The sequence below is a fragment of the Gordonia sp. KTR9 genome, from assembly GCF_000143885.2.
GTDB lineage: Bacteria > Actinomycetota > Actinomycetes > Mycobacteriales > Mycobacteriaceae > Gordonia.
Genome location: NC_018581.1, coordinates 4,967,810 through 4,989,970, shown reverse-complemented (window position 1 = coordinate 4,989,970; position 22,161 = coordinate 4,967,810). Strand labels below are relative to the sequence as shown.

General features: G+C 65.7%; 15 protein-coding genes. 5 read left to right on the top strand and 10 right to left on the bottom strand.

Annotated features, from left to right (window positions below; all coding sequences use genetic code 11):
* Positions 1-106: 106 nt before the first annotated feature.
* The 3 genes from KTR9_RS22995 to KTR9_RS22985 form a co-directional block, all read right to left on the bottom strand.
* On the bottom strand, positions 107-1,765 hold the full coding sequence (locus tag KTR9_RS22995; RefSeq protein ID WP_014928366.1) for an AMP-binding protein: 1,659 nt from the start codon (positions 1,763-1,765) through the stop codon (positions 107-109).
* 100 nt (positions 1,766-1,865) lie between these two features.
* The gene (locus KTR9_RS22990) at positions 1,866-2,693 is read right to left on the bottom strand and encodes an alpha/beta fold hydrolase (RefSeq protein WP_014928365.1); all 828 of its coding nucleotides are present in this window, start codon (positions 2,691-2,693) and stop codon (positions 1,866-1,868) included.
* Positions 2,694-2,798: 105 nt separating this feature from the next.
* Positions 2,799-4,442, bottom strand: a complete 1,644-nt coding sequence (locus KTR9_RS22985; RefSeq protein WP_014928364.1) for a flavin-containing monooxygenase — start codon at positions 4,440-4,442, stop codon at positions 2,799-2,801.
* Positions 4,443-4,771: 329 nt separating this feature from the next.
* Here KTR9_RS22985 and KTR9_RS22980 point away from each other — a divergent pair, with 329 nt between their 5' ends.
* The 4 genes from KTR9_RS22980 (at position 4,772) to KTR9_RS22965 (ending at position 9,601) form a co-directional block, all read left to right on the top strand.
* On the top strand, positions 4,772-6,508 hold the full coding sequence (locus tag KTR9_RS22980) for a sigma-54-dependent Fis family transcriptional regulator (RefSeq protein ID WP_014928363.1): 1,737 nt from the start codon (positions 4,772-4,774) through the stop codon (positions 6,506-6,508).
* A 317-nt stretch (positions 6,509-6,825) separates the two neighbouring features.
* The gene (locus KTR9_RS22975; protein WP_044507339.1) at positions 6,826-7,440 is read left to right on the top strand and encodes an aspartate/glutamate racemase family protein; all 615 of its coding nucleotides are present in this window, start codon (positions 6,826-6,828) and stop codon (positions 7,438-7,440) included.
* Positions 7,441-7,486: 46 nt separating this feature from the next.
* On the top strand, positions 7,487-8,887 hold the full coding sequence (locus tag KTR9_RS22970) for an NtaA/DmoA family FMN-dependent monooxygenase (protein WP_014928361.1): 1,401 nt from the start codon (positions 7,487-7,489) through the stop codon (positions 8,885-8,887).
* Positions 8,888-9,601 carry a nitroreductase gene (locus tag KTR9_RS22965; protein ID WP_014928360.1) on the top strand — a complete coding sequence of 238 codons (714 nt, stop codon included), beginning with the start codon at positions 8,888-8,890 and terminating at the stop codon, positions 9,599-9,601.
* 98 nt (positions 9,602-9,699) lie between these two features.
* Here KTR9_RS22965 and KTR9_RS22960 read toward each other — a convergent pair whose 3' ends face one another.
* From KTR9_RS22960 to KTR9_RS22935, 6 genes are all read right to left on the bottom strand, one after another.
* Entirely contained in the window at positions 9,700-9,954 is a 255-nt protein-coding gene (locus KTR9_RS22960) for a hypothetical protein (protein ID WP_044507338.1), read from the bottom strand.
* 90 nt (positions 9,955-10,044) lie between these two features.
* A complete protein-coding gene (locus tag KTR9_RS22955; protein ID WP_014928358.1) occupies positions 10,045-13,434 on the bottom strand; it encodes a pyruvate carboxylase in 3,390 nt (1,129 codons plus the stop codon).
* 127 nt (positions 13,435-13,561) lie between these two features.
* Positions 13,562-14,056 (bottom strand): flavin reductase family protein, encoded by a 495-nt coding sequence (locus KTR9_RS22950; RefSeq protein ID WP_044507335.1) that lies wholly within the window; start codon positions 14,054-14,056, stop codon positions 13,562-13,564.
* Positions 14,053-15,390 (bottom strand): 3,4-dihydroxy-2-butanone-4-phosphate synthase, encoded by a 1,338-nt coding sequence (gene ribB, locus KTR9_RS22945; RefSeq protein ID WP_014928356.1) that lies wholly within the window; start codon positions 15,388-15,390, stop codon positions 14,053-14,055. The genes KTR9_RS22950 and ribB overlap by 4 nt, the downstream gene beginning before the upstream one ends.
* Before the next feature lie 28 nt (positions 15,391-15,418).
* Positions 15,419-16,180 (bottom strand): HpcH/HpaI aldolase family protein, encoded by a 762-nt coding sequence (locus KTR9_RS22940; RefSeq protein ID WP_014928355.1) that lies wholly within the window; start codon positions 16,178-16,180, stop codon positions 15,419-15,421.
* A complete protein-coding gene (locus KTR9_RS22935; protein WP_014928354.1) occupies positions 16,177-17,322 on the bottom strand; it encodes a zinc-dependent alcohol dehydrogenase in 1,146 nt (381 codons plus the stop codon). The genes KTR9_RS22940 and KTR9_RS22935 overlap by 4 nt, the downstream gene beginning before the upstream one ends.
* Before the next feature lie 284 nt (positions 17,323-17,606).
* Between KTR9_RS22935 and KTR9_RS26585 the strand changes: the two genes are divergently transcribed.
* Positions 17,607-18,581: an NAD(P)-dependent oxidoreductase gene (locus tag KTR9_RS26585; RefSeq protein ID WP_148281227.1), complete on the top strand. Its 975-nt coding sequence runs from the start codon at positions 17,607-17,609 to the stop codon at positions 18,579-18,581.
* Positions 18,582-18,657: 76 nt separating this feature from the next.
* On the opposite strand, the gene KTR9_RS22925 is transcribed toward KTR9_RS26585, so the two are convergent.
* A complete protein-coding gene (locus tag KTR9_RS22925; RefSeq protein ID WP_014928352.1) occupies positions 18,658-21,939 on the bottom strand; it encodes an MMPL family transporter in 3,282 nt (1,093 codons plus the stop codon).
* Between the last annotated feature and the right edge of the window lie 222 nt (positions 21,940-22,161).

Below are 22,161 nucleotides of genomic sequence, written 5' to 3'. Positions count from 1 at the left end.
CGCGGACCACGCAGAGCGTCCACCCGGTGGTGTGCGTGCGCTCAAAGTCGACCAAAAGGGCTGTGCCGGTGGTGCTTTAGAAGTATTGTCCCGCCTGGGAGGCGCCCTACCGGGCGGCGCGCTCGCCGATCCGAGGTGCCTCGGTCACGCCGTCCCGGGCGAGGTCGGCGGCGATCCACTCACGCAGGTCCACCTTCCTGATCTTGGTTCCGGACATCGGCCACTCCGTGACGATACGCAGATACCGGGGGATCTTGAACGAGCTGATGGCACCGCTGCAGAAGTCGACCAGATCGTCGAGGGTCAGCGAAGCGCCGGGGGCGAGCTGGACGTAGGCGGCTGGGACCTCCTGGTAGCGCGCGTCCGGTGCGGCAACCACCTGGGCGTGTGCGACAGCGGGGTGCTGGGCGAGGTAGTCCTCGATCTCGACCGCTGCGACGTTCTCGCCGCCGACCTTGAGCATGTCCTTGATCCGACCGCCGAAGACGACGTTGCCCTCAGCGGTCACCATGGCCCGGTCCCCGGAATGGAACCAACCGTCGGCGTCGATGGCGGCGGCGGTGCCGGCGGGGTCTTTGTAGTAGCCCTCGAACATCGAGTATCCGCGGATGCACAGCTCGCCCATCTGGTCGGTGCCGGAATCCTGACCGGTATCTGGATCGACGATCTTGACCTCCATCCCGTCGACCGGCCGGCCCAGTGTGCGCAGCCGGATCTCGGGCGGGTCGTCGGGCATCGGCATGAGCAGGTTGGGTCCGCACTCGGTGGAGCCGTAGCACGTCAGTTGATGTGCCTGCGGCACGGCCTGTTCGAACTGAGTGATCCGCTCCGGGGTGGCGATGTTCTGGATCAGGCGAACCGCGCTCAAGTCCGTGGCGCCGAAGTCGGGATGCTCGAGGACTGCCTGCCAGATGGTTTCGAAGATGGGGAAGAGGACGGTGCAGCGCTCAGCGGCGATCATGCGCAGCGCGGCACCAGGTTCGAAGTGACCGGCATGGCAGAAGGTGGCGCCGACGGAGAAGCAACTGAGCATCGGCACGAGGCCCCCGCAATGGAAGAGCGGAAGCGGATTCCAGAAAGAGTCAGCGGGTTCCAGCAAGAACCGGGTGTGCGCGACATTCGCGGCGTGTCGGGCCAGTGCCTCATGGGTCAGCAGACAACCTTTGGGATAGGCGGTCGTGCCGGACGTGTACATCAGCAGAGCGATGTCGCGGACACGGACCCGTTGCCGCAAGGTCTCGATCCGAGACGGGTCGACTGCTGCGGCACCGGCCTCGAACGTCGCGCGGTCGAGCATTCCCGGCGTCGAGCCCGAGAGGTTCACCACCGCCCGGAGTCGCGGTGCTGCTTCGAGGTGCAGCCGTCCCGGCTCGCCGCCGGCGAGGTCGGACAGCACCGTGCTGATCAGTTCGGCGTAGTCGGTGCCGTTGGGGTCCGAGGCCACGAGCAGCACGTCGATGTCGGCGTGTTCGATGACATAGGACAATTCATGCGCCTTGAACCGGCTGTTGATCGGCACGCATACGGCACCGAGCTTCGCGGTGGCGAGCAGCGCGGTCACGTAATCGGACGTGTTGGGCATCAGGATGCCGACCGTGCTGCGGCCGGTGACTCCGAGCGCGAAGAGGCTTGCGGCGATGTGGTCGATCCGGGCCGCGAGCTCCGGATACGTGAAGCGAGCGTCGGGCATGACCAGAGCAGTGGCGTCGGAATGCTGTGCTTGCGCGTCTACCAGATCGCCGAGCGTCGTTACGCGAATGACCATGTCGGTTCCTCATCGATCGTTTGTCGGGTTGTCGTCCGTTGGACGACAGAACCGGTGGTATCCGAGCCGAATCTGCGACGCGGATACCACCGGTCGGGTGTCAGGCGGAGACGGAGTCGCGTCCGCCGACCTTCTGCAGGAACGACAGCAACTCGGCGTTGTACGTGGCCGGCTCTTCCATGTGAGGTGCGTGGCCACAGCCGGACATCGTGAACAGACGGGCGTCCTTGAACAGCTCGATGGACGCCTGGACGCCGTCGAACGGGATGAAGGCGTCCGCGTCGCCGGCGATCACCAGTACGGGGCGATCGAGCTGCCGGGCCAGATCGCGCTGGTCGATGTCAACGAGCTCCCGGAGGCTCTGCTCGGAGCGCGGACCGTTCTGGGCGAACTGGGTCCAGGCCCACTGCGACAGGTCCGGCGAGACCGGCTTGGCGAAGCAAGCGTCGGCGATCACCCTCATTCCCGCCGCGCGGTCCTGTGCCATCAGCGCGAGGGAGTCCGCGGTGCCCTGGCGATCGTTGCCGTACGGCCAGTCGCCGGTCGGGCTGAATCGCGGCGTCGCCGCACCGGTCAGGACCACGCCGCCGAGGTTGTCACCCAGCCGCGATGCAGCCTCCATGACTACCGCGCCGCCGAGCGACCAGCCGTTGAGGATCGGCTTGACGAGCCCGCACTTTTCGACAAGCGCCACCACATCGGACGCGATGGCGCCGATCGAGGCGTCGGTGAAGTCCTTGTCGGACTCCCCGCAACCGCGGTGATCGAGTGTCAGGACCTCGTGTCCGGCCCCGAGAAGCGCGCCGAGCACGGTGTTCCACAGACGTGTCGTACCCCCCCAGCAGTGCACCAACACCACGGGGGTTTTGTCTCCGGCGAAGTGCTCATAGTAGACGTGCTTGCCGTCCTCGACCTCGAGATACGCCATTTCTGCTCCATTCGTCGTTGTAATCAGATGCGCCGAGCGGCGCGTAAGTCAATGGGTCCCGAATGAGGCCCGGCACCGGCCTCGTCGACGGTGCCGGGCCGGGGCTCAGCTGACGGTGGCGGCCGATCGGGCGTCGACGAGATCGAAGCCGCGACTCTCCGACTCCTCGAGCATGTCGAAATAGGCGGGCACCCCGCCGAACCAGTAGAGGATCTTGTGTGCCTTGCCGGGGATGTTGGCACCGAGGTACCAGCTGTGGGCTTCCTCGCCCTTGGCGAGGACCGTCGAATCGAAGGCCTCCTGCGTGACGCGGAACCAGTCGTCTACCGTCTGGCGGGACACCTCGGCGACGCGGCCATCCTCCTCGCAGAGCGTGATCACCTTGCCGATCCACTCGGCCTGATGCTCGATGACCGGCGGGTTGTTGGCAAAGGGGCCCTGGGGGCCGAGGATGGTGAAGAAGTTGGGGAAATCGTCGACCATTATCCCCATGTAGCTCTCCGCGCCGTCGGCCCAACGGTTCTCGATCGTCTGACCGCCGCGACCGCGGACGTCCATGTGCGTGAGAGCCCCGCTCACCGCGTCGAATCCGGTGGCGATGATGACGATGTCGAATTCCAGCTCGCCCTCAGCGGTCTGCAAACCCTTCTCGGTGAACTGCTCGATGGGGTTCGTGTTGACGTCGACGAGGGTGACGTTGTCGCGATTGAACGTCTCGTAGTAGAAGTGCCCGAGGGGAACCCGCTTACCGCCGACTGGGTGGTTCGTCGGGCATAGCAGCTCGGCGGTCTTCGGGTCCTTGACGATCGCCCGAATCTTGTTGCGGACGAATTCGGAAGCCAGATCGTTGCACTCCTGATCGGTCAGGAGGTCGTCGAATGTCTCGAAGATGTAGCGGAATCCGCCTGATTCCCAGCCTGCCTGCAGTACCTGGTCGCGAGTGGCGGGTTCGGTGTCGCCCGAGATCCGATTGACCGGGTCGAACGCCATTCCGAACGGCTGGTCCCGGACCTGGGCCCACACGCGGTCGTAATCTCGCTTGATCGCATTGCGGTGCAAGTCGGTCAGTGCGAAGTTGCGACCCGGCATCACGAAGTTCGGAGTCCGCTGGAAGACGGTGAGGGTCTCGGCTTCCTGGGCCACGAGCGGAATGATCTGGATCGCCGTGGCGCCGGTACCGACGACGGCGACCCGCTTGCCGGTGAAGTCGACGCCCTCTTTCGGCCAGTTCGACGAGTGGTGGGCCTCGCCTTTGAAGTTCTCGACGCCGCCGAAGGGGAAGTGCTGGATGCCGAGCTGTCCGGTCGCTGCGACGACGTAGCGGGACGTGTAGGTCTGGCCGGTGCTGGCTGTGACGGTCCACAGCTGGGTGTCCTCGTCGAACTTCGCGGCTTCCACCGTGACGCCGAATTCGATGTCCTTGCGCATGTCATGACGATCCGCGACGTGACTCAGATAAGCCTGGACCTCCGCCTGGGTGGGGAAGCGTTCCTTCCAGTCCCACTCCTGCTGTAGGTCTTTGTCGAACGAGTAGCAGTAGACCCAGCTCTCGCTGTCCGTGCGTGCACCGGGATAGCGGTTCCAGTACCAGGTTCCGCCGACGTCGGTGCCCTTCTCGAGCACCTTGGTGGAGAGTCCGCGGGACCGTAGCTCATGCAAGCAGCGGAGACCGCCGAAGCCGGCTCCGATGACGATGGCCTCGACGTCCACGTCGTCCCTTCTTCCCGCGGCGTGTGCAGCGTTTGTCACTGTGACTCCTTTTGTAGCTATCGGTGGTGCTGCGTTCGGCGATCCGATGCAGCGTGCAAAATTGGTCGTTGATCTCGGCCGACGAGTGACCGCCATGTGTCGGCCAGTGTGGTGGGCGTCGGCGCGGCCAGATCCTGTGGCGGTGATCACTCAGAATCGTGATTCAATCGAGGGGCTCGAAACTGTCCGAGTACGAGACAGCTCGGGACGCCACCAGATGGCTGTGTAGCGATATGGGACAGTTGTGTCGCATCGCTTCAGGGTTGACTCAAGTCACAAAGGTGAAGTCATAGAGGCTTCGGTCACACAGGGAACGTGGAGGCTTTTACATGATCCTTGACCATCGAGAGCGGGCTGTCCGCACGGCGCGCGAGGAGTTCTTGTCGGGCGATACACCGGTCCGCGACATTCGACCCGAGATCGCGGCGTCATGGCGTCGGTCGCAGTTGTGCGGGGTCGCCCCGAACGCGATCGAGGTGCCCTTCCTTCCGCACCTCGACGGGGCCAATCGGCTGCTCATGAGCGCGGCAACTCCAGTCATCGACTGGCTTGCGGAGCGGCTTCCCAGCGGAACTGCCGTCATTCTCGCGGACTCCGAGGCTCGGATCTTAGACCGCCGCGCCGCGGATCCCACATACTCCCGCTACCTGGACGAGGTGTTCTGCGTGCCGGGCTCGGTGTACAGCGAGGAACACATCGGCACAAACGGGATCGGCAGCGTGATAGAGACGGCCGCACCCGTCGCCATCGCTGGTGCCGAGCACTACCGCGACAACTTCCAGGACTTCACCTGCGTAGGGGCGCCCTTGCGGCACCCGCTCACTCAGAAATTGGTGGGCGTACTGAACGTGTCGAGTTCGTACCGGCACTCCCACGACCTGATGATCCCACTCATGCTCTCCGCGGCCCGAGACATCGAGTCCCGCATGTATGCCGGGTCTTCACTGCAGGAGCGAATGCTCCTGGAGGAATTCCTCGGGGCGTCTCGCCGAACGTCGGCCGCGATCGTCAGCCTCAATCAGGATTTCCTGATCACCAACAATGCGGCCGCAACACTTCTGGATGCGAACGATCATGCGCTTCTGTGGGAATTCGCGACCTCGTCGACGACCGAACGTTGCGAGTTCGTGGGTGAATTGCAGTTGCACGGAGGAACAGTCGTCCAGGCCAGAGGCCGTATGGTCGGCGAGGGTCGAGAGGGTGCAGCTGGAGTGCTCATCGAGCTTCGCGGGGACACCGTGGGGTCGCCCCACCGGAAGTCGGCTACACACATGTCCGACCCGGAGGTGCCGGGACGGAGTGCCGCGTGGCTACGCGTCATCGGTGATGTCACCGCCGCTGCACGTGCGGGTCGTGACGTCGTCCTCACCGGCGAGGGCGGGACGGGTAAGAGTCGACTGGCAACACGCGTGGCCGGTGACGACGCGGCCGTATTCGAGTGTGCTCTCGCGGCGCTCGACCAGGACTGGGCAGTGCAGGTCCGGCGCGCGCTCGAAGGACCAGGAACCGTCATCCTCCGCCATCTCGAGGTTCTCCCGCCCAGTCACACCGCTCTTCTCTCCGCGCTTCTCGACGGACCCCGCAGCGCGCGCGTGATCGCCACGGTCAAGACCACCGGCCTGGCCGATCAGGCGGTTCGACTCATGGACCATTTCGGAGCGCGGTTCGAACTTCCTCCGCTGCGTGACCGCCCCGAGGACATCCCGGACATCGTCACCGCGCTGCTGCGAGAGCCGGACGGGGCCCCGACGCCGCGCATCCAGCCCGCCGCCATGCAGGCGCTTCGCGGTCTGCCCTGGCCCGGCAACGTCCGCGAACTGGGCGCCGCGCTCGAATCGGCTCGGTTGCGTTCTCTCGGCGGAGACATCGGGCTCACCGATCTTCCGCCCGAGTACCGTCGTGCTGTCGGAGCGCCCCTCCCGACGCTGCAGCGATCGGAAAGGGATGTCATTCTGACAGCGCTGGCCGACTCTCGCGGCAACAAACTCGCCGCGGCGGAACGTCTGGGAATCGCGCGGTCCACGCTGTATCGAAAGATGCGGGCTCTGGGCATCAAGGAAGCGTGACGTCGACCTGATTCGATCCATCTCAACGACTCGAACAGCTGTCGGGTTGTTCCGGAGAAACTTCCGACACGAGGCGCGAGCGCATAACGCCGCTCTGGAAGAGACTCAAGTCTGACCAATAGTCGACGAGCGTCTGACAAGGGAGTGCGATGTCTCAGCGAATTCTGTTACTGAACCCATGGGGTATGGATTACATGGATGCGCCGGCAGAGGAGGTGGTCGGACCGCGAGTCCGACCCGATACGACGATCGAGGTCCGCAACCTGGGCGATGGCGCTCCCCCGCTTCCGTGGCCAGTCCCAGGAATTGAGTCCACGATGGTCGCCGCCGCGCAGCGAGCACAAGCGGAGGGCTTCGACGGCGTGGTCATCGCCTGCTCGGGGGACCCATGCCTGCAGGTGGTCCGTGAGGCGGTCGACATTCCGGTGTCCGCTCCGACCGAGGCGGCAATTCGCATGTCGCGCGCGTTCGGCAAACTGGCAATTCTTGCCCGGCAGCTGCCGGACAGCTACGCATCGCGTCTTCGGTCGCTGGGCAGCGGAGACTTCTGGCAGACCACGGCCCGCGAAAACGGCTTGAACGAGGGCGAGTACGCATTCCGCCGAGTGCCGATAACCAATCATCCGGAACCCGACGTGCTCGACCACCTGACTTCCGCCGACCCAGATCGACTGCGTGAGTTGACCCTCGACGCGATGACTCAGGCGCTGCGCACCGACGGCTTACGGCAGGCCGCGGCAGCTGTCGCCGAGGACGGCGTAGATGCCGTGTACTTCGCCTGCACCTTCTTCAGCAAGGGGATCGCAGAGCTGAACACTGACGGCGCGTACTTCGGGGTTCCCGTCCTCAACCCGCTGGTGTCGGCGGCGAACTTCGTTGAATCGGCCATCATCTCCCAGAGTGCGGGTGCGGTCACCAGCTCGTTTGTGTGATTCACCTCAATCATCCGTAATGACAGTAAATTTAAAGGAATTTAGTATGCGCGAATCGAATTCGGACACGCCGCAGTCAAAAGGGCCCCTCCGTTTCTGTATGTTCACGACCAACGCCCCGGCGGGATTCCCGGGTTCGCCGTGGAATCAGCCGCTGGGTGCTGATCACGACTACCGGTCGTTGAAGTCCTGGATGGACCTGGCCCGTACCCTCGAAGAGGCGCGGTTCGACGCCATCTTCTGGGCGGACCACTCCGGTGTCTACGACACCTATGAGGGCTCGCGAGACGCAACCGTCCGTCGCGGTGTGCAGTTCCCGATCAACGACCCCAGCGCGCTGGTGCCTGCACTTGCCGCGGTCACCGAGAACCTCGGTTTCGCGTTCAGCGCGAACGTCATCCAGGAGCATCCCTACAGCTTCTCGCGACGCGTCGCCACCCTCGATCATCTCACGCAGGGCCGGGTTGCCTGGAATGTCGTGACGTCGTTCCAGAGGTCGGCATGGCGCAACGTCGGATTCGAGGAAGTCGCCGATCATGCCCAGAGGTATGCGCGGGCCGAAGAGTACGTCGATGTCTGCTACAAGCTGCTCGAAGGTAGCTGGGAGGATCGCGGGGTCATCCGTGATCCAGAGACCGGGATCTACGCAGACCCGACTGCTGTGCATTCCATCGATCACGTCGGCGAGTTCTACCGGTCAGCGGGACCGCTGTGCGTCGAACCGTCGCCGCAGCGGATGCCGGTCATTTTCCAGGCGGGCTCGTCTAGCACGGGGCGATCATTCGCGGCGCGGAACGCGGAGGCGATCTTCATCTCGGCGAAGAGCCCTCAGGGCGCGGCCACTTTTGTCCAGGATGTGCGTAAGCTCGCCGAGGAATCGGGCCGCGATCCGGGTGACATCCTGATCTTCCAAGCCATTTCCGCCATCGTCGGGCCCACGGAAGAAGAGGCCCAGCGCAAGGCAGACGAGATGCGGGCATACCTGAGTGACGAAGCGAGTCTCGCCTACCAGAGTTCCGCCATGGGACTCGATCTCAGCGGACTCGATCTCGACTCTCCCATCGGCGATCTGAATACGGATGCGATGCAGGGAGCAGTCCGGGCCCTGGCCGAGGCGGCACCGAACAAGCAGTGGACCTTCCGCGAGGTGATCCAGAAGCCCATGACACCGCACGTTGTGGGCACCGGAGAGCAGGTCGCCGATTGTATCGAAGAGTGGGCGGCTGCGGGTCTTGACGGAATCAATTTGTCGTTCATCAACGGCCCGGGTGAAGTCGCCGACTTCACCCAGTACGCGGTGCCCGTACTGCAGGCGCGCGGGCTCATGCAGACCGAGTACGCTCCGGGGACCCTGCGGGACAAGTGGTTCGGCTCAGCCCGCGTCAACGATCGGCACCCGGCGGCCAGCTATCGCCGAGCGGCGCTTGCCGAGAAGGGCAGTGGCTAGATGGCTCGGCACCTCGAGGTGGCCGAGGACGACACCGACTTGACGAGACCTTTTCAAACGCTCGTCCGCGAACGTCGTTCCTATCGCAGCTTCTTACCGGAGCCCGTGGATGAGGAGACGTTGCGCGAGGCGCTGGCCGATGCGTCGTGGTCGCCGTCGAATTGCAACACCCAGCCGTGGGAGGTCCACATCGTCTCCGGCGCCGCTCGGGACCGTCTCGTCGCCGCACTGCTGGAGGCCGAAGAGAAGTCCCCCCCGACTCCCGACTTCACCTTCGATGCGTCGGCGTACCAGGGCGCACTGGGGGAGCGCCGGCAGGCCCAAGGCGCTTCCTATCACGAGGCATTGGGAGTCGAGCGGAAGGACTACAAGAAGCGTCGTTCGGTTTCCGTCCAGAATCTTCACTTCTTCGGTGCACCGCACGCGGCGTTCCTCTTCATGCCCGCAGTCGGAGACTCCGTGCGCGTGGCTTCCGACGTGGGCATGTTCGCACAGACCTTTCTCCTTGCTCTGGCAGCCCGAGGTCTCTCGGGCGTACCGCAGACGACCCTCGGGATGTTCGCCGACACCGTGCGCGAGGAGCTGGGGATCTCGGACGAATCGAAGCTCTTGTTCGGCATCTCGTTCGGACGACCGGACCCGAACGCACCCGCCTACCGCTATCGGATTGGACGAGAGCCCGTCGAGAACATCGTCACGGTGCATACCGGGTGACCGAATGCAGCAGCCCGCCAATGGAGCGTGGCGCTGCCTGAGGCTGACATCTCAAGCCGGCCGACCGAACAGGTCGGCCGGCTTGATTATTCATGCGGTCAACGACGCGTGCTAGAGGCACGTCGAACGTTGCGAACCAACGTGACCCGATAGGCGGCCACCGCCGTCAGGCTCTTGAGATGCTCACTGGGCACCCGCTTGAGGACCTTGGGTTCGGTCAGAGCGAGCATTCGGCGGTACGCGGTCTCCAGGGGGATACCGAACTCCTCGAACACGGTCTGAGCCGAGGGCCCGCCGAAGGGTAACCAGCGCGCAAAATGCTCGATAAGGGCTAGGTCATATCGCTCGAGCATCGGACGATTCTCAGCGGAAGAGGATGCGTGCGATGATGATTCGCTGGACATGACAGAGTTCTTTCGTTTGTGGTGAGGGCGCCCGACCCGTCAGCTCAGTTCGATGACGAGGTCACCGGCTTCGACTTGCGCGGTCGAGGTGATGGCAACGCGAGCGACCGTTCCCCCCTTGCGGGTGGTGATGGCGGCTTCCATCTTCATCGCTTCGATGGTGGCGATGGTGGTGCCGGGTTCGACGTCGTCTCCGACGGCCACGGCGACGGTGACGACACCGGCGAAGGGGGCCGCGACATGGAGGTCATTGCCGGGTTCGGCCTTCTCCGCAGCGGGGATCTCCACGCCGACGGCTCGATCGCGAACCTGCACCGGTCGCAACTGCCCGTTGAGGATGGCCATCACCGTTCGCATGCCGTGGTCGTCGGGCTCGCTGACGGCTTCGAGTCCGGTGAGCAGATCCACGCCTGGTTCGAGTTCGACACTGTGCTCCTCCCCATAGCGCAACCCGTAGAAGAACTGGGCGGTCGAGAGTAGGGAGGTGTCGCCGTAGGTGTTGCGGTGCTGTTCGAACTCGCTCGTCGGTGCGGGAAAGAGCAAGCGGTTCAACAATTCCTGCCGGTCGCGCCCGGGCTGACGCAACGTCTGCTCGTCGGCATCGGAGAGGGTGTTGACCTGCGATGCGGCTGCGCGACCCTCAAGTGCTCTGGTGCGCAGGGGTTCTGGCCAACCGCCCGCAGGATCGCCGAGCTCACCCCGGAGGAACCCGACGACCGAATCCGGGATGTCGTAGGCCGAGGGGTTTTCGGCGAATCCCGCGGCGGATATTCCTCCGCCGACCAGGGCCAGGGCCAGGTCACCGACGACCTTTGAGGAGGGGGTGACCTTGATCAGCCGACCGAGCATGCGGTCGGCCGCAGCGTAGGCGTGTTCGATCGCCTCGAAGCGGTCGCCGAGCCCCAGCGCGATGGCCTGCTGGCGCAGGTTAGACAACTGCCCGCCGGGGATTTCGTGGTGGTAAACCCGTCCGGTGGGTGCGGGCAAACCGGATTCGAACGGCGCGTACACCTTCCGTACCGATTCCCAGTAAGGTTCGAGGTCGCACACGGCGGCGAGGTCGAGTCCGGAGTCGCGCGGGGTGTGCGCGGTTGCCGCCACGATCGCCGATAGCGAGGGCTGGCTGGTGGTTCCTGCCAACGGCGCCGACGCGCCGTCGACTGCGTCCGCGCCTGCCTCCCATGCCGCGAGGTAGGTGGCCAGCTGTCCGCCCGGGGTGTCGTGGGTGTGCACATGGATCGGGAGGTCGAATTCCCGACGCAGGGCCGAGACGAGTCGGGTGGCGGCCGGGGCGCGGAGCAGTCCGGCCATGTCCTTGATCGCCAGGATGTGTGCGCCTGCGGAGACGATGTCTTCGGCCAGGCGCAGGTAGTAGTCGAGGGTGTACAGATTCTCACCCGGGTCGGCGAGGTCGCCGGTGTAAGACATCGCGACCTCGGCGACGCCGGTACCGGTTGCGCGCACGGCGTCGATGGCCGGTCGCATCGCCTCGACGTTGTTCAGTGCATCGAATATCCGGAAGATGTCGACACCGGTCGCGGCGGCCTCGTCGACGAAGGCAGTGGTCACCGACGTCGGGTACGGGGTGTATCCGACGGTGTTCGCGCCGCGCAGCAGCATCTGGAGACAGATGTTGGGGATCGCTTCGCGCAGTGCCGCCAGCCGCTCCCACGGGTCCTCTTTGAGGAAGCGCAGGGCCACGTCATACGTTGCGCCACCCCAGCACTCCACCGACAACAGCTCCGGCGTCGACGCCGCCACATACGGCGCCACGGCCAACAGGTCGCTGGTCCGGACCCTGGTGGCCAGCAGTGATTGGTGCGCGTCACGGAAAGTGGTGTCGGTGATTCCGAGTTGCGGGCGGGCCCGTAGGTCGGCGGCAAAGCCCTCGGGACCCAGTGTGAGCAGTCGTTGCCGGGAGCCCGCCGGCGGTGAGGCCGGCCCTGGCCTGGTCAGCGCTGGCAGTTTGTCTCGTGGATCGACCGCGATCGGGTGCTCGCCGTGTGGCCGGTTGACCGTCACGTCGGCGAGGTAGGTGAGGATCTTCGTGCCCCGGTCCGCGGACACCCGTGCGGTCAACAACTCCGGACGTTGCTCGATGAACGCGGTGGTGATCCGGCCGGCTCGAAACTCGGGGTCGTCGAGGACCGCCTGTAAGAAAGGCACATTCGTGGCGACTCCACGGATGCGGAACTCGGCGACCGCGCGGCGCGCACGGGCGACCGCGGTGTCGAAGTCGCGACCCCGGCACGTCAACTTCACCAGCATCGAATCGAAGTGAGCGCTGACTTCGGCGCCCAGTGTGGCACCACCGTCCAGACGCACGCCCGCACCACCTGGAGTGCGGTAGGCGGTGATGCGGCCGGTATCGGGCCGGAAGCCGTTCGTCGGGTCCTCCGTGGTGATGCGGCATTGCAGGGCGGCGCCACGAATCTGCAACCGGTCTTGCGACAGACCGAGATCGGCCAGCGTCTCGCCGGAGGCGATCCGCATTTGCGACTGGACCAGATCGACATCGGTGATCTCTTCGGTCACCGTGTGTTCGACCTGGATTCGAGGATTCATCTCGATGAACACGTGCTGACCACGCTCGTCCAACAAGAACTCGACGGTGCCGGCACACGAGTAGCCGATGTGACGGGCGAAGGCGACGGCGTCCGCGCAGATCTTCGCTCGCAGTTCCGCGGACAGATTCGGCGCCGGGGCGAGCTCGATCACCTTCTGATGCCGTCGTTGCAGACTGCAGTCCCGCTCGAAGAGGTGGATCACGTTCCCCTGGGTGTCGCCCAGGATCTGTACCTCGATGTGGCGCGGGTTGATCACCGCCTGCTCGAGGAACACCGTCGGGTCACCGAACGCCGACTCCGCTTCTCGTGATGCTGCCCTGATCGCCTCGCCCAACTCCTCGGCTTCCGCAACCCGGCGCATCCCCCGACCACCGCCGCCGGCTACGGCCTTGACGAACACCGGGAACGACATCGCCTCTGCGGCGGCCAGCAACTCATCGACATCGGCCGACGGAGCGGATGACGCCAGCACCGGCAGGCCGGCTTCCCGCGCTGCTGCCACTGCTCGGGCCTTGTTCCCGGTCAGCTCCAGCACCTCGGTGGGCGGCCCTATGAACGTGAGCCCGGCCGCCTCACAGGCCGCGGAGAGATCCGGATTCTCGGACAGGAATCCGTAGCCCGGGTAGATCGCATCCGACCCCGACCGGCGTGCCGCGGCGACTATCTCCTCCACCGACAGATAGGCCCGCACCGGGTGGCCCGGCGCACCGATCTGATAAGACTCGTCGGCCTTCAGCCGATGGGTGGAGTTTCGATCCTCATACGGGAACACCGCCACCGTCGCGGCTCCGAGTTCGTATGCGGCACGAAAGGCTCGAACAGCGATCTCGCCGCGATTGGCCACCAAAATCTTGTCAAACACCGGGTTGTTCCTCGTCTAGGTCGTGGGGGTCTCGCGTGCAGATCGCCTGCGCCGGCGGTCGTCGCCTGGCACCCGACGGTCGAAGCCAACCATCGGGAAGAGCCTGAGCTCGTGGATCGGACCTCGCTCAGCTGGAGGTCATGGGTGAGGTACGCCCCCGGTAGAACAACAGCGGCGGACGCTCGTCCTGCACCGTATGGGTAACTCGTCCGACGACGATCTCGTGATCACCGCCGGGATGGATCTCTTCGATGTCGCACACCAGGCGGGCGATGGCTCCGCGGAGGGCCGGTAATCCGTCCGGGAGTGAGTCGAGTTCCACCCCATCGAATTTCGGCCCACCCGAGCGGGCGAAGGCGCCGGCGAGCGCCGCCTGCTCGGCACCGAGGATGTTCACCGCGAATCGCCCGGTCGCCCGGATTCCCGGCCAGGTGCTCGAGGAGAGCCCGGGGCAGAACAGGATCAGGGGAGGGGTGAGCGACAGGGAGGTGAACGAGTTGACCGCCATCCCCAACGGGCTGCCGTCGGTGTCACGGCCGGTGACAACGGCGACCCCGGTGGCCCAGCGGCCACACACGTCCCGTAGTACCTCCGTGCTCACGGGCTCCTGTAGGTCGGTCATGCGGATTCCTTTCTCTTCGCGTGTCCGGTGGACTCGAGTGCGGTGATGTCGCCATCTGTAGTCCCGAACTGCCGGGTGGGGGGCTCCGGTGCAGGTGCGCACCCGGTCGGACCGTCGAGCCCGTGTCCGAGGAGCCGGGTTTTCGTCTCGAGATAGGCTCTGTTGTCCGTTCGGACGGGGGTTCGGAGCGGAACGAGTTCGACCTCGATGCCGGCCCGCTCCAGTGCTGTTAGCTTGTCCGGGTTGTTGCTCAGCAGGCGGACACGACCGAGTTCGAGCATGCGCAGCATGTCCACTGCGGGTCCGTAGTCGCGAGCGTCGACGGGATGCCCGAGGAGCACGTTGGCTTCGACGGTGTCGTAACCCGTGTCCTGGAGGGCGTAGGCCTTGATCTTCTCGAAGAGACCGATCCCGCGACCCTCGTGCCCCCGCACGTACAGGACCGCCCCGACTCCTGCGGCGCCGATCTCGGCGAGGGCGAGGTCCAGCTGATCGCCACAGTCACACCGCCATGAACCGAGTACGTCGCCTGTCAAACACTCGGAGTGCACGCGGACCAGCGGAGCGTCGACCGTCGCCAAATCCCCGAGAATGAGGGCCAGGTGTTCGGTGCCGCTGCTGTCTCGGTGAGCCACCGCGGAGAAGGTCCCGTAGCGCGTGGGGAGTCGTGCACCGACAGGAGGCTCTACGTGGTCAGGCGCGTCGAGGTGGGCGACGAGTTCGGCAACCGTGATCAGCGGGATGTCGAGACGGCGCGCCAACCGACGGAGGTAGGCGCCGTCGGCCGCGGACCCCTCGTCGTCGAGCACCTCACAAATGGCGGCCGCCGGTGTCAGACCGGACAATCGGGCGAGGTCCACCGAGGCCTCGGTGTGCCCGCGCCGAACCCGTACACCGCCGTCGACCGCGCGAAGCGGGAAGATGTGGCCGGGTCGTCGGAGCTGCGCCGGCTGGGTGGCCGGATCGGCGATGGCGCGTACGGTGGTGGCTCGGTCCGCGGCCGAGATGCCGGTTCCGGTGGCCACGGAGTCGACCGACACCGTGAATGCAGTGCCGTGGCTGTCACTGTTCGACTCGACCATCTGCGGCAGATTCAACCTGTCGATGATGGAACCGTCAGCCGCGACGCAGACCAGGCCGCGCCCCTCGTTGATCATCGTGTTCAGATGCGCTGCGGTGGCGAATTCTGCGGCGACGACGAGGTCGCCTTCGTTCTCCCGCGATGCGTCGTCGACGATGATCACCAGCTCCCCGGCGGTGAACGCACGGATGGCGTCGTCAACGGTGCTGTTCTTGCCGGTCACGCGCCCGACACTCCTGGCATTGATGTCCATCTCGAGCCTCCTCGTATCCACGGCATAATCACTGGTTTGCGGGCCGGAACCGTGACAGCCCCTCGACGGCCTTGGTCCGGATGTGGCCGACGTCGGATCCGATCGTGAGGAAGTCGGCCTCCTCGTCGAGGCCGAATCCGACGGGCGCACCGATCCGCGCACCGGTCGGACGAATAGCGGACTGGACACCGATGAAGATCTCGCGGATCTTGTCTCGGTCGGCGTACATGTCCAATCCGAGATCCTGGGACAGGTCGGCGGGGCCGAAGAACAGGTAGTCGATGCCCTCGATGGCCGCGATCTGTCCGGCGCTCTCGATCCCCGCCATCGTCTCCAACAGCGGTATGAGCAGCACGTTCTGGTTGTGATGCGCGGCCCGCACCTCCCACTCGGTGGCAAGGAAGCCGGCGCCGGGCGTCTGCGGGCACTTGCCGCGGCCGCCCGGTTCGTACCGAGTCGCGCTCACGAGTCGCTCGATCTCCGTGGTGTCCTCGGCCTTCGGGATCACGATCCCGTGCGCACCTGCATCCAGAGCCTGCTGGAGCGCACCTGCGGTGGGTTCCAGAACGCGGATCAGAGGTACGGCTCCGCCCGACTCGACGGCGCGGACATGGTTCACCGCCGCCGTCAGATCAATCATCCCGTGCTCGCGATCGATGATGACGAAGTCGTAGCCGGACGAGGCGAAGATCGCGCTGGTCGACGCATCGTTCGTCATCACGAATGCGCCCAGGGGACGCACCCCGCGATCCACCACGCTGTCGAAGCGCTCTCGGGCCGACGTCTTCATGCCGACTCACCCCCTTCAGAATCTCCGGTCGAGGAGGGGACGAGTACCACCTTGATCGGGCGCTCATCGGTGTTGAACGATGCGACCTGTATCGCGTGGGCCGCCTCGGACAGGTCGAAGCGGTGGGTGATCAGCTCGCCGAGATCGGTTCCCTCGTTTTTCATCTCGACCGCGAGTTCCAGTGCGGCTTCGACCGTGTGCGGGTGAGACAGCGCGTGCATGATGGTCACCTCCTTGCGCAGGAAGGCCATCCAATCCGCGGGCGCGGTGCCGGAGACCGAGACGTTGACGATGGTTCCCTGATGGCGCACCAGCCGTATGGCCAGTGCTTTCGCGGAGCCGGCACCCGATGCCTCGATGACGTAGTCGACCTCGTCGACAACCTCACGCACCTGATCCAGCAACTGGTCTTCTTCACCGGGAACGAGTGTCAGCGCGGCCTCGGCTCCGAGCCGGGTGGCTGCCGCAAGACGCTCCGAGTCGTGTTCGACCCCGATCACGATCACTTTCGCGCCGGCACGATGGGCCACCGCGGCGCACGCGAGACCCTGGGGCCCCGGTCCCAGGACGGCAACACGATCTCCAGCACCGATGCCGGCAAAGTTGTTCCACCGCAAGCCGTTCGCCAGAACCGAACACCCGACCAGAGCCGAGCCGAGGTCGAGCGCTTCCGGCACGCGGTACACCAGTGCGGCCTTGGGGACGAAGACGTGGCTCGCGTAGCCACCCCAGAGTCCGGGGGCCTTGCTCATCGAGATCTGCCCGTAGCCCTCACGATTCGGATTGTTCTCGCAGAGGTAGTACTGGCCCCGGTCACACAACAGGCAGCCGGCGCATGGCCAACGTGCTTCCACGGTGACTCGGTCGCCGACCTTCACGTCGCGTTCCGACGGTGAACCGGAGGCCACGACGCGTCCGATGATCTCGTCGCCGAAGATCAACGGAGCCCGCTTGTTCAGATGATCGAACTCCCCGCGGAACATGTGTAGCTCGGAACCGTCGACGCCGGCCATCTCGATCTCGACCAGGAGTTCGCCGGGCCCGAGGTCGGGCAGCGGAATCGATTCGAGCCGAAAGGCTTCCGGTCCGTCGTAGACGACTGCCGTAGCCGTTGAACCCTCGAGAAGGGATGTGTCCGCCATGGACGCTCCTGACCGTGCGAAGTACTCGGATATCGACTTCTCGATCATGACCGCGTGGGAGGGCGCGGGCGATGGACGAGCGTCGCGAGAAAAGACGCATTCGGTGAACGCGTGGTTGCACTTCTCGGTCTGTCATGGCCTGGCGAGGTGGCGGTCGGTACACCGCCGAAACGCGGCGCAGCGGATGACGGCGCGCCAACGGTCAGCAGAACTGCACGTCAGCGGGTTGAGTAGGCAGTTGAGGAGGTGGGTGCCGTGGTCTGGGCCAGGTCGCCATTACTTGCGTGACCGCGCAATCGATACGTGCGCCGACCCGTGGATTCTGGGTAGGTTGCCCCTGCGGGGTCGGTGCTTGCTCAACCGGCGAGTCCGCGGACCGTCAACAGGAAGGCCAGCAACTCATGGATCATGAAAAATACACCGGCACAGCAGGTTATATCGGGCTCGGCAACATGGGCGGCGGTATCGCCACTCGTCTGGCGCGCACTGGTGTGAAACTTGTCGTGTTCGACATCGACCCGAATGCCGTCGACAAACTGGTGGCCGAAACGGCCTCGGCCGCGAGCTCCGTCGGTGAACTCGCCACCGCGTCGGACACGATCATCGTCTGCGTAGACCCCGAACACATTGTCAAGCAGGTGGTACAGGAGCTCGTCGAACACCTGCGTCCCGGGAAGTCGGTTGTCATACAGTCTTCCGTATCTCCGACGTCGCTCTTCGAGGTCGCACGTCTGGTCGAGGGTACGGGTGCGACCCTGTACGACGCCCCGGTCAGCGGCAGCGTGGAGGATCGCGTCAACGGAACATTATCGGTCCTGGTCGGCGCGTCACCGGATACCGTCGGATCAGACAAACCGCTGTTGGAACGCATAGGTCGTCCGCTCTACCTCGGCACGCTCGGCGGCGGCGAGGTGGCGAAGTTGTGCAACAACGCGATCATGACCACCACACGCACCGTGGCATCCGAGATGATGAAATTCGCCAAGGCCTACGGGCTTACCGAGGAAGACGTGCGCGAGGCAGTAGCCATCAGCAGCGGGGCGTCGTGGGTACTGGACAATTGGGACTACTTCGACCAGCGGATCTCGGCCGGACTCACACTGCGGATGTCTCCGAAGCAGGTCGAAGAGATCCTGGCAGCTGCCAATGAGAAGGGCGTGCGGCTCCGGATGCTCGAATCCGTTCTCGAACACGGGCTCGATATCGACAAGGAACGATTCCGCCTGCTGACAGGCAAAGACCCCGACACCGTTCTCTGACTTGCTCCGTGCCGACATGTGGGAATCCACGCGGACCGAGGCAGAGGTGCGCGGCGCCGGGGTAGGTCAGCCCCGGCTACTTCTGCGAGCGACTCCGCTTCAGCAGCTCCTGGACGCTGATCTGGCCGTCGTCACCGGTGTCGTCGGACCGGGCGTGCCGGTCCGTGCGCGGGCGACGGCGACGAGTCGAGTCGTCCGCCGGGCGATCCTGCTCACCCGAGGTGGGCCCGCCGTCGGGTCGTGAGGCGGCCGCCGGTGTCGCGTCGGCGCTCAGGCCGCGCTCCATCGGTGAGGGACCGGCGCTGCGACGTCCACGGGACGACGGGGTCGACGACTCCGGGCTGACCGAGGCCGCGAGGGGGCGGCGGCCGGTCTCGTCGAGGGCGGGCCGTCGCCCGAGCGGTGAACGCTGGCCGGTCGGCTCCGGGTTCGGCCGAACCGGGCCCGGAGTCGGATTCGGGCGCCCGCCGGTCTCCGGCACGCGCGGCGGGTCGGACGGGGGAGTGACCGTCGGACGGTCGCCGTTCGCCGACCGAGGTGCGGCGTCGCCGAGCCGGATGCCGCCTTCGCCGAGACTCCAGCCACCGGTGTCGGGACGATCACTCTTCGACAGCGCGGAGCGACGGTACGGCGCCACCGGGCGGCGTTCGGCCGGCTCGGGGTTCGGAGCGCCGGGTGCGGGTGACGGTCCGACGCGCGCCGGCGGGGTGCGCGGCGGGGTCGGCCCGGTGTTCGGGCGTCCCGTGGTCGTCGGGGGACCTGCCGGTGGACCCGCCGGAGCCGGTGTCGGTCCGGCACCGGTGCGCTGGTCGGGTGTCTGGCCGGCCGGTGCGCCCGGGCGGGCGGTGCCGTGCGGGCGGTCCGGAGCCGGCCGGCCCGGTGTGGCGGACCGCGCGGTGCCCACCGGTACCCGACCCCGGCCGGGGACTGCGCCCGCCGGGACCGGTTGCCTGCGTGCCGCGGCCATCACCGACGTCGGGGCCTCGGCCACCACGGTGCCCGCGCTCACCGGACGGGCGCCGGCACCGGCATCGCGCTGCTCGTCGGGCTCGTCGTCGAGCACGGTCTCGCCGAGCCCGATCTTGCGCTGGACCACTCGCATCCACCGCGGCGCCCACCAGCAGTCGTCGCCGAGCAGCTTCATCACCGACGGGACGAGAAGCATGCGGATGACCGTGGCGTCGAGGATCAGCGCGGCGATCATGCCGAATGCGATGTATTTCATCATCACGATCTCGGACAGACTGAACGCGCCGGTGACCACGACGAGGATGGCGGCGGCCGCGGTGATGATGCCGCCGGTGTGCGCGGTGCCGCTGCGGATCGCCTCGGTTGTGCTCGCACCCTTCTGTCTGGCCTCGACCATGCGGGAGAGCAGGAACACCTCGTAGTCGGTCGAGAGGCCGAACACGATCGCGATGATGAGCACCAGCACGGCCGCGAACAGCGGGCCCGGGGTGAAGTTGGCCAGCTCGGCGCCGTGGCCGTCGACGAAGATCCAGGTGAGGATGCCGAGCGTGGCACCGAGACCGAGGGCCGTCATGAGCGCGGCCTTGATGGGCAGGACGAGCGAGCCGAACTGCAGGAACATCAGCAGGCCGGTGATGAGCACGAGCATGACCGCCATCAGCGGGAGCCGCTGCATCAGCGCGTCGATCGAATCCTGCGTCAGGGCCGGGGTGCCGGCCACGTACATCGTGAGGCCCTCGGTGTCGATCGCGCGCAACTGCTCGATCGCCTGGGCGGCGGTGTTCCGGTCCTGCAGACCCGCCGACACCTGGTAGACGCCCACGTTCGGGTATCGCTCGGCGTCGAAGGAGCCGAAGTCGGACTTGTCGGGGTCGCTGAACTTGTTCGTGAAGCCGGGGACCTCGTCGGCGCGCTTGGCGATCGCGTCGAGCTTGTTCTGGTCGGTCTGACTGGACTCGTCGTAGATGATGACGAGCTTGATGGCCTCGGTCCGCTCGCTCGGGAAGTACTCGTCGAACTTCTCCTGTGCGACACGGTTGGGATTGTCCGGCGGCAGGAACTTCTCGCTGATACCGCCGAACTGGATGCTGCCGAACGGGATGATCAGCGCGAGCAACAGGAGCACGGTCGGGACCGCGGTCCGGACCGGATGCTTCATCACCCAGGTCGCGAGCCGGCCCCAGAAGCCGTTCTCGACCTCCTGGCTGGTCTTCATGCGACCGCTGAACCGGTTCTCGATCGCCACGGCGCGTTCCTCGCCGGAGAAGCGGCGGGCCAGCGGCACCGCGGTGTACTTCATGATCGTGCTGATCGACAGCATGTTCACGCGGGGGCCGAGGATGCCCAGGATCGCCGGCAGGACCGTGATCGACAGGATCGCGGCGAGGGACACCGATGCGATCGCGCCGTAGGCGACGGACTTGAGGAATCCCTGCGGCATGATCAGCAGACACGCCAGCGCGGCGACGATGATCGTCGCGGAGAAGACCACCGTCTGGCCGGCGGTCATCACGGTTCTTCGGACCGCGGCCTTCGTCGAATAACCCTCACCGAGTTCCTCTCGGAACCGCGACACGATGAACAGGCCGTAGTCGATCGCGATGCCGAGACCGATCAGCGTGACCACCGACTGCGCGAAGATGTTCAGCTCGGTGGTGAGCGCCAGGATCTTCATGATGCCCAGCGACCCGGCGATGGTCAGACCGCCGATCAGGACGGGCAGACAGGCGGCGACGACGCCGCCGAACACGAAGAACAGCATGATCGCCACGAGCGGCAGCGCGAGCACCTCGGCCCGGTGGATGTCCTTGTCCATGCCCTCGGCCATGGAACCGGCCACCGGCTGCAGACCTGCCAGTTCGAAGGTCGTACCGGGTAGATCGAACCGTTCGGCGATGTCGTCGAAGAACGGTTCGATGGTCTTGTAGTTGGCGAGAACCGTCGTGTCGTCGTCTCCGGCGACACCGATGCTGATGAAGGCGTGTCTGCCGTCCTCGGTGAACAACCGGTCCTGCAGCGTGCTCTGTGCGGGCTGGACGAGGAACGGGTCGTACAGGCCGGGATCGGCGCGTCCGACGATGTCGGGATGGGTCGCGATCAGATCCTCGACGAACGTCTCCACCTTGGCCCCGAAGGCCTTGTCGTCGACGCGGGTGCCCTCGGGCGGGGTGATCATCAGGATGACGTCGGAGGTGTGGTCGCGCCCCAGCGCCTGGTCGGCGTACCGCGCACCGGTGTCGGACTCCGATGTCGGATCGAACCAGCCGCTCTGGCTGAGGTGCTTGCCGAGATCGAGACCGTACAGTCCGAGTCCGGCCATCATCGCGATCAGCACCGCGATGACGAGGAAGCGCATTCGGTAGACGAATGTGCCGATGAACCGGAACACGCTGATGTCCTTTCGTGTACGACGACGAGACGGGCACTCCGGTCGCCCGCCTTCGCGGAGCGCCGGGGGCGATTCTGTCAGTTTCCCGAAAGATCCTGACAGTGTTGCCTGAGTGATCCCTGAGGCGTCGGCCTCGGATCACCCGCGAGCACACCTGGGCCGACGCCCGACAGCGGGTCGCCGACGACCGGCCGACGACCCCCGGGCGGCCACGACGCCGCA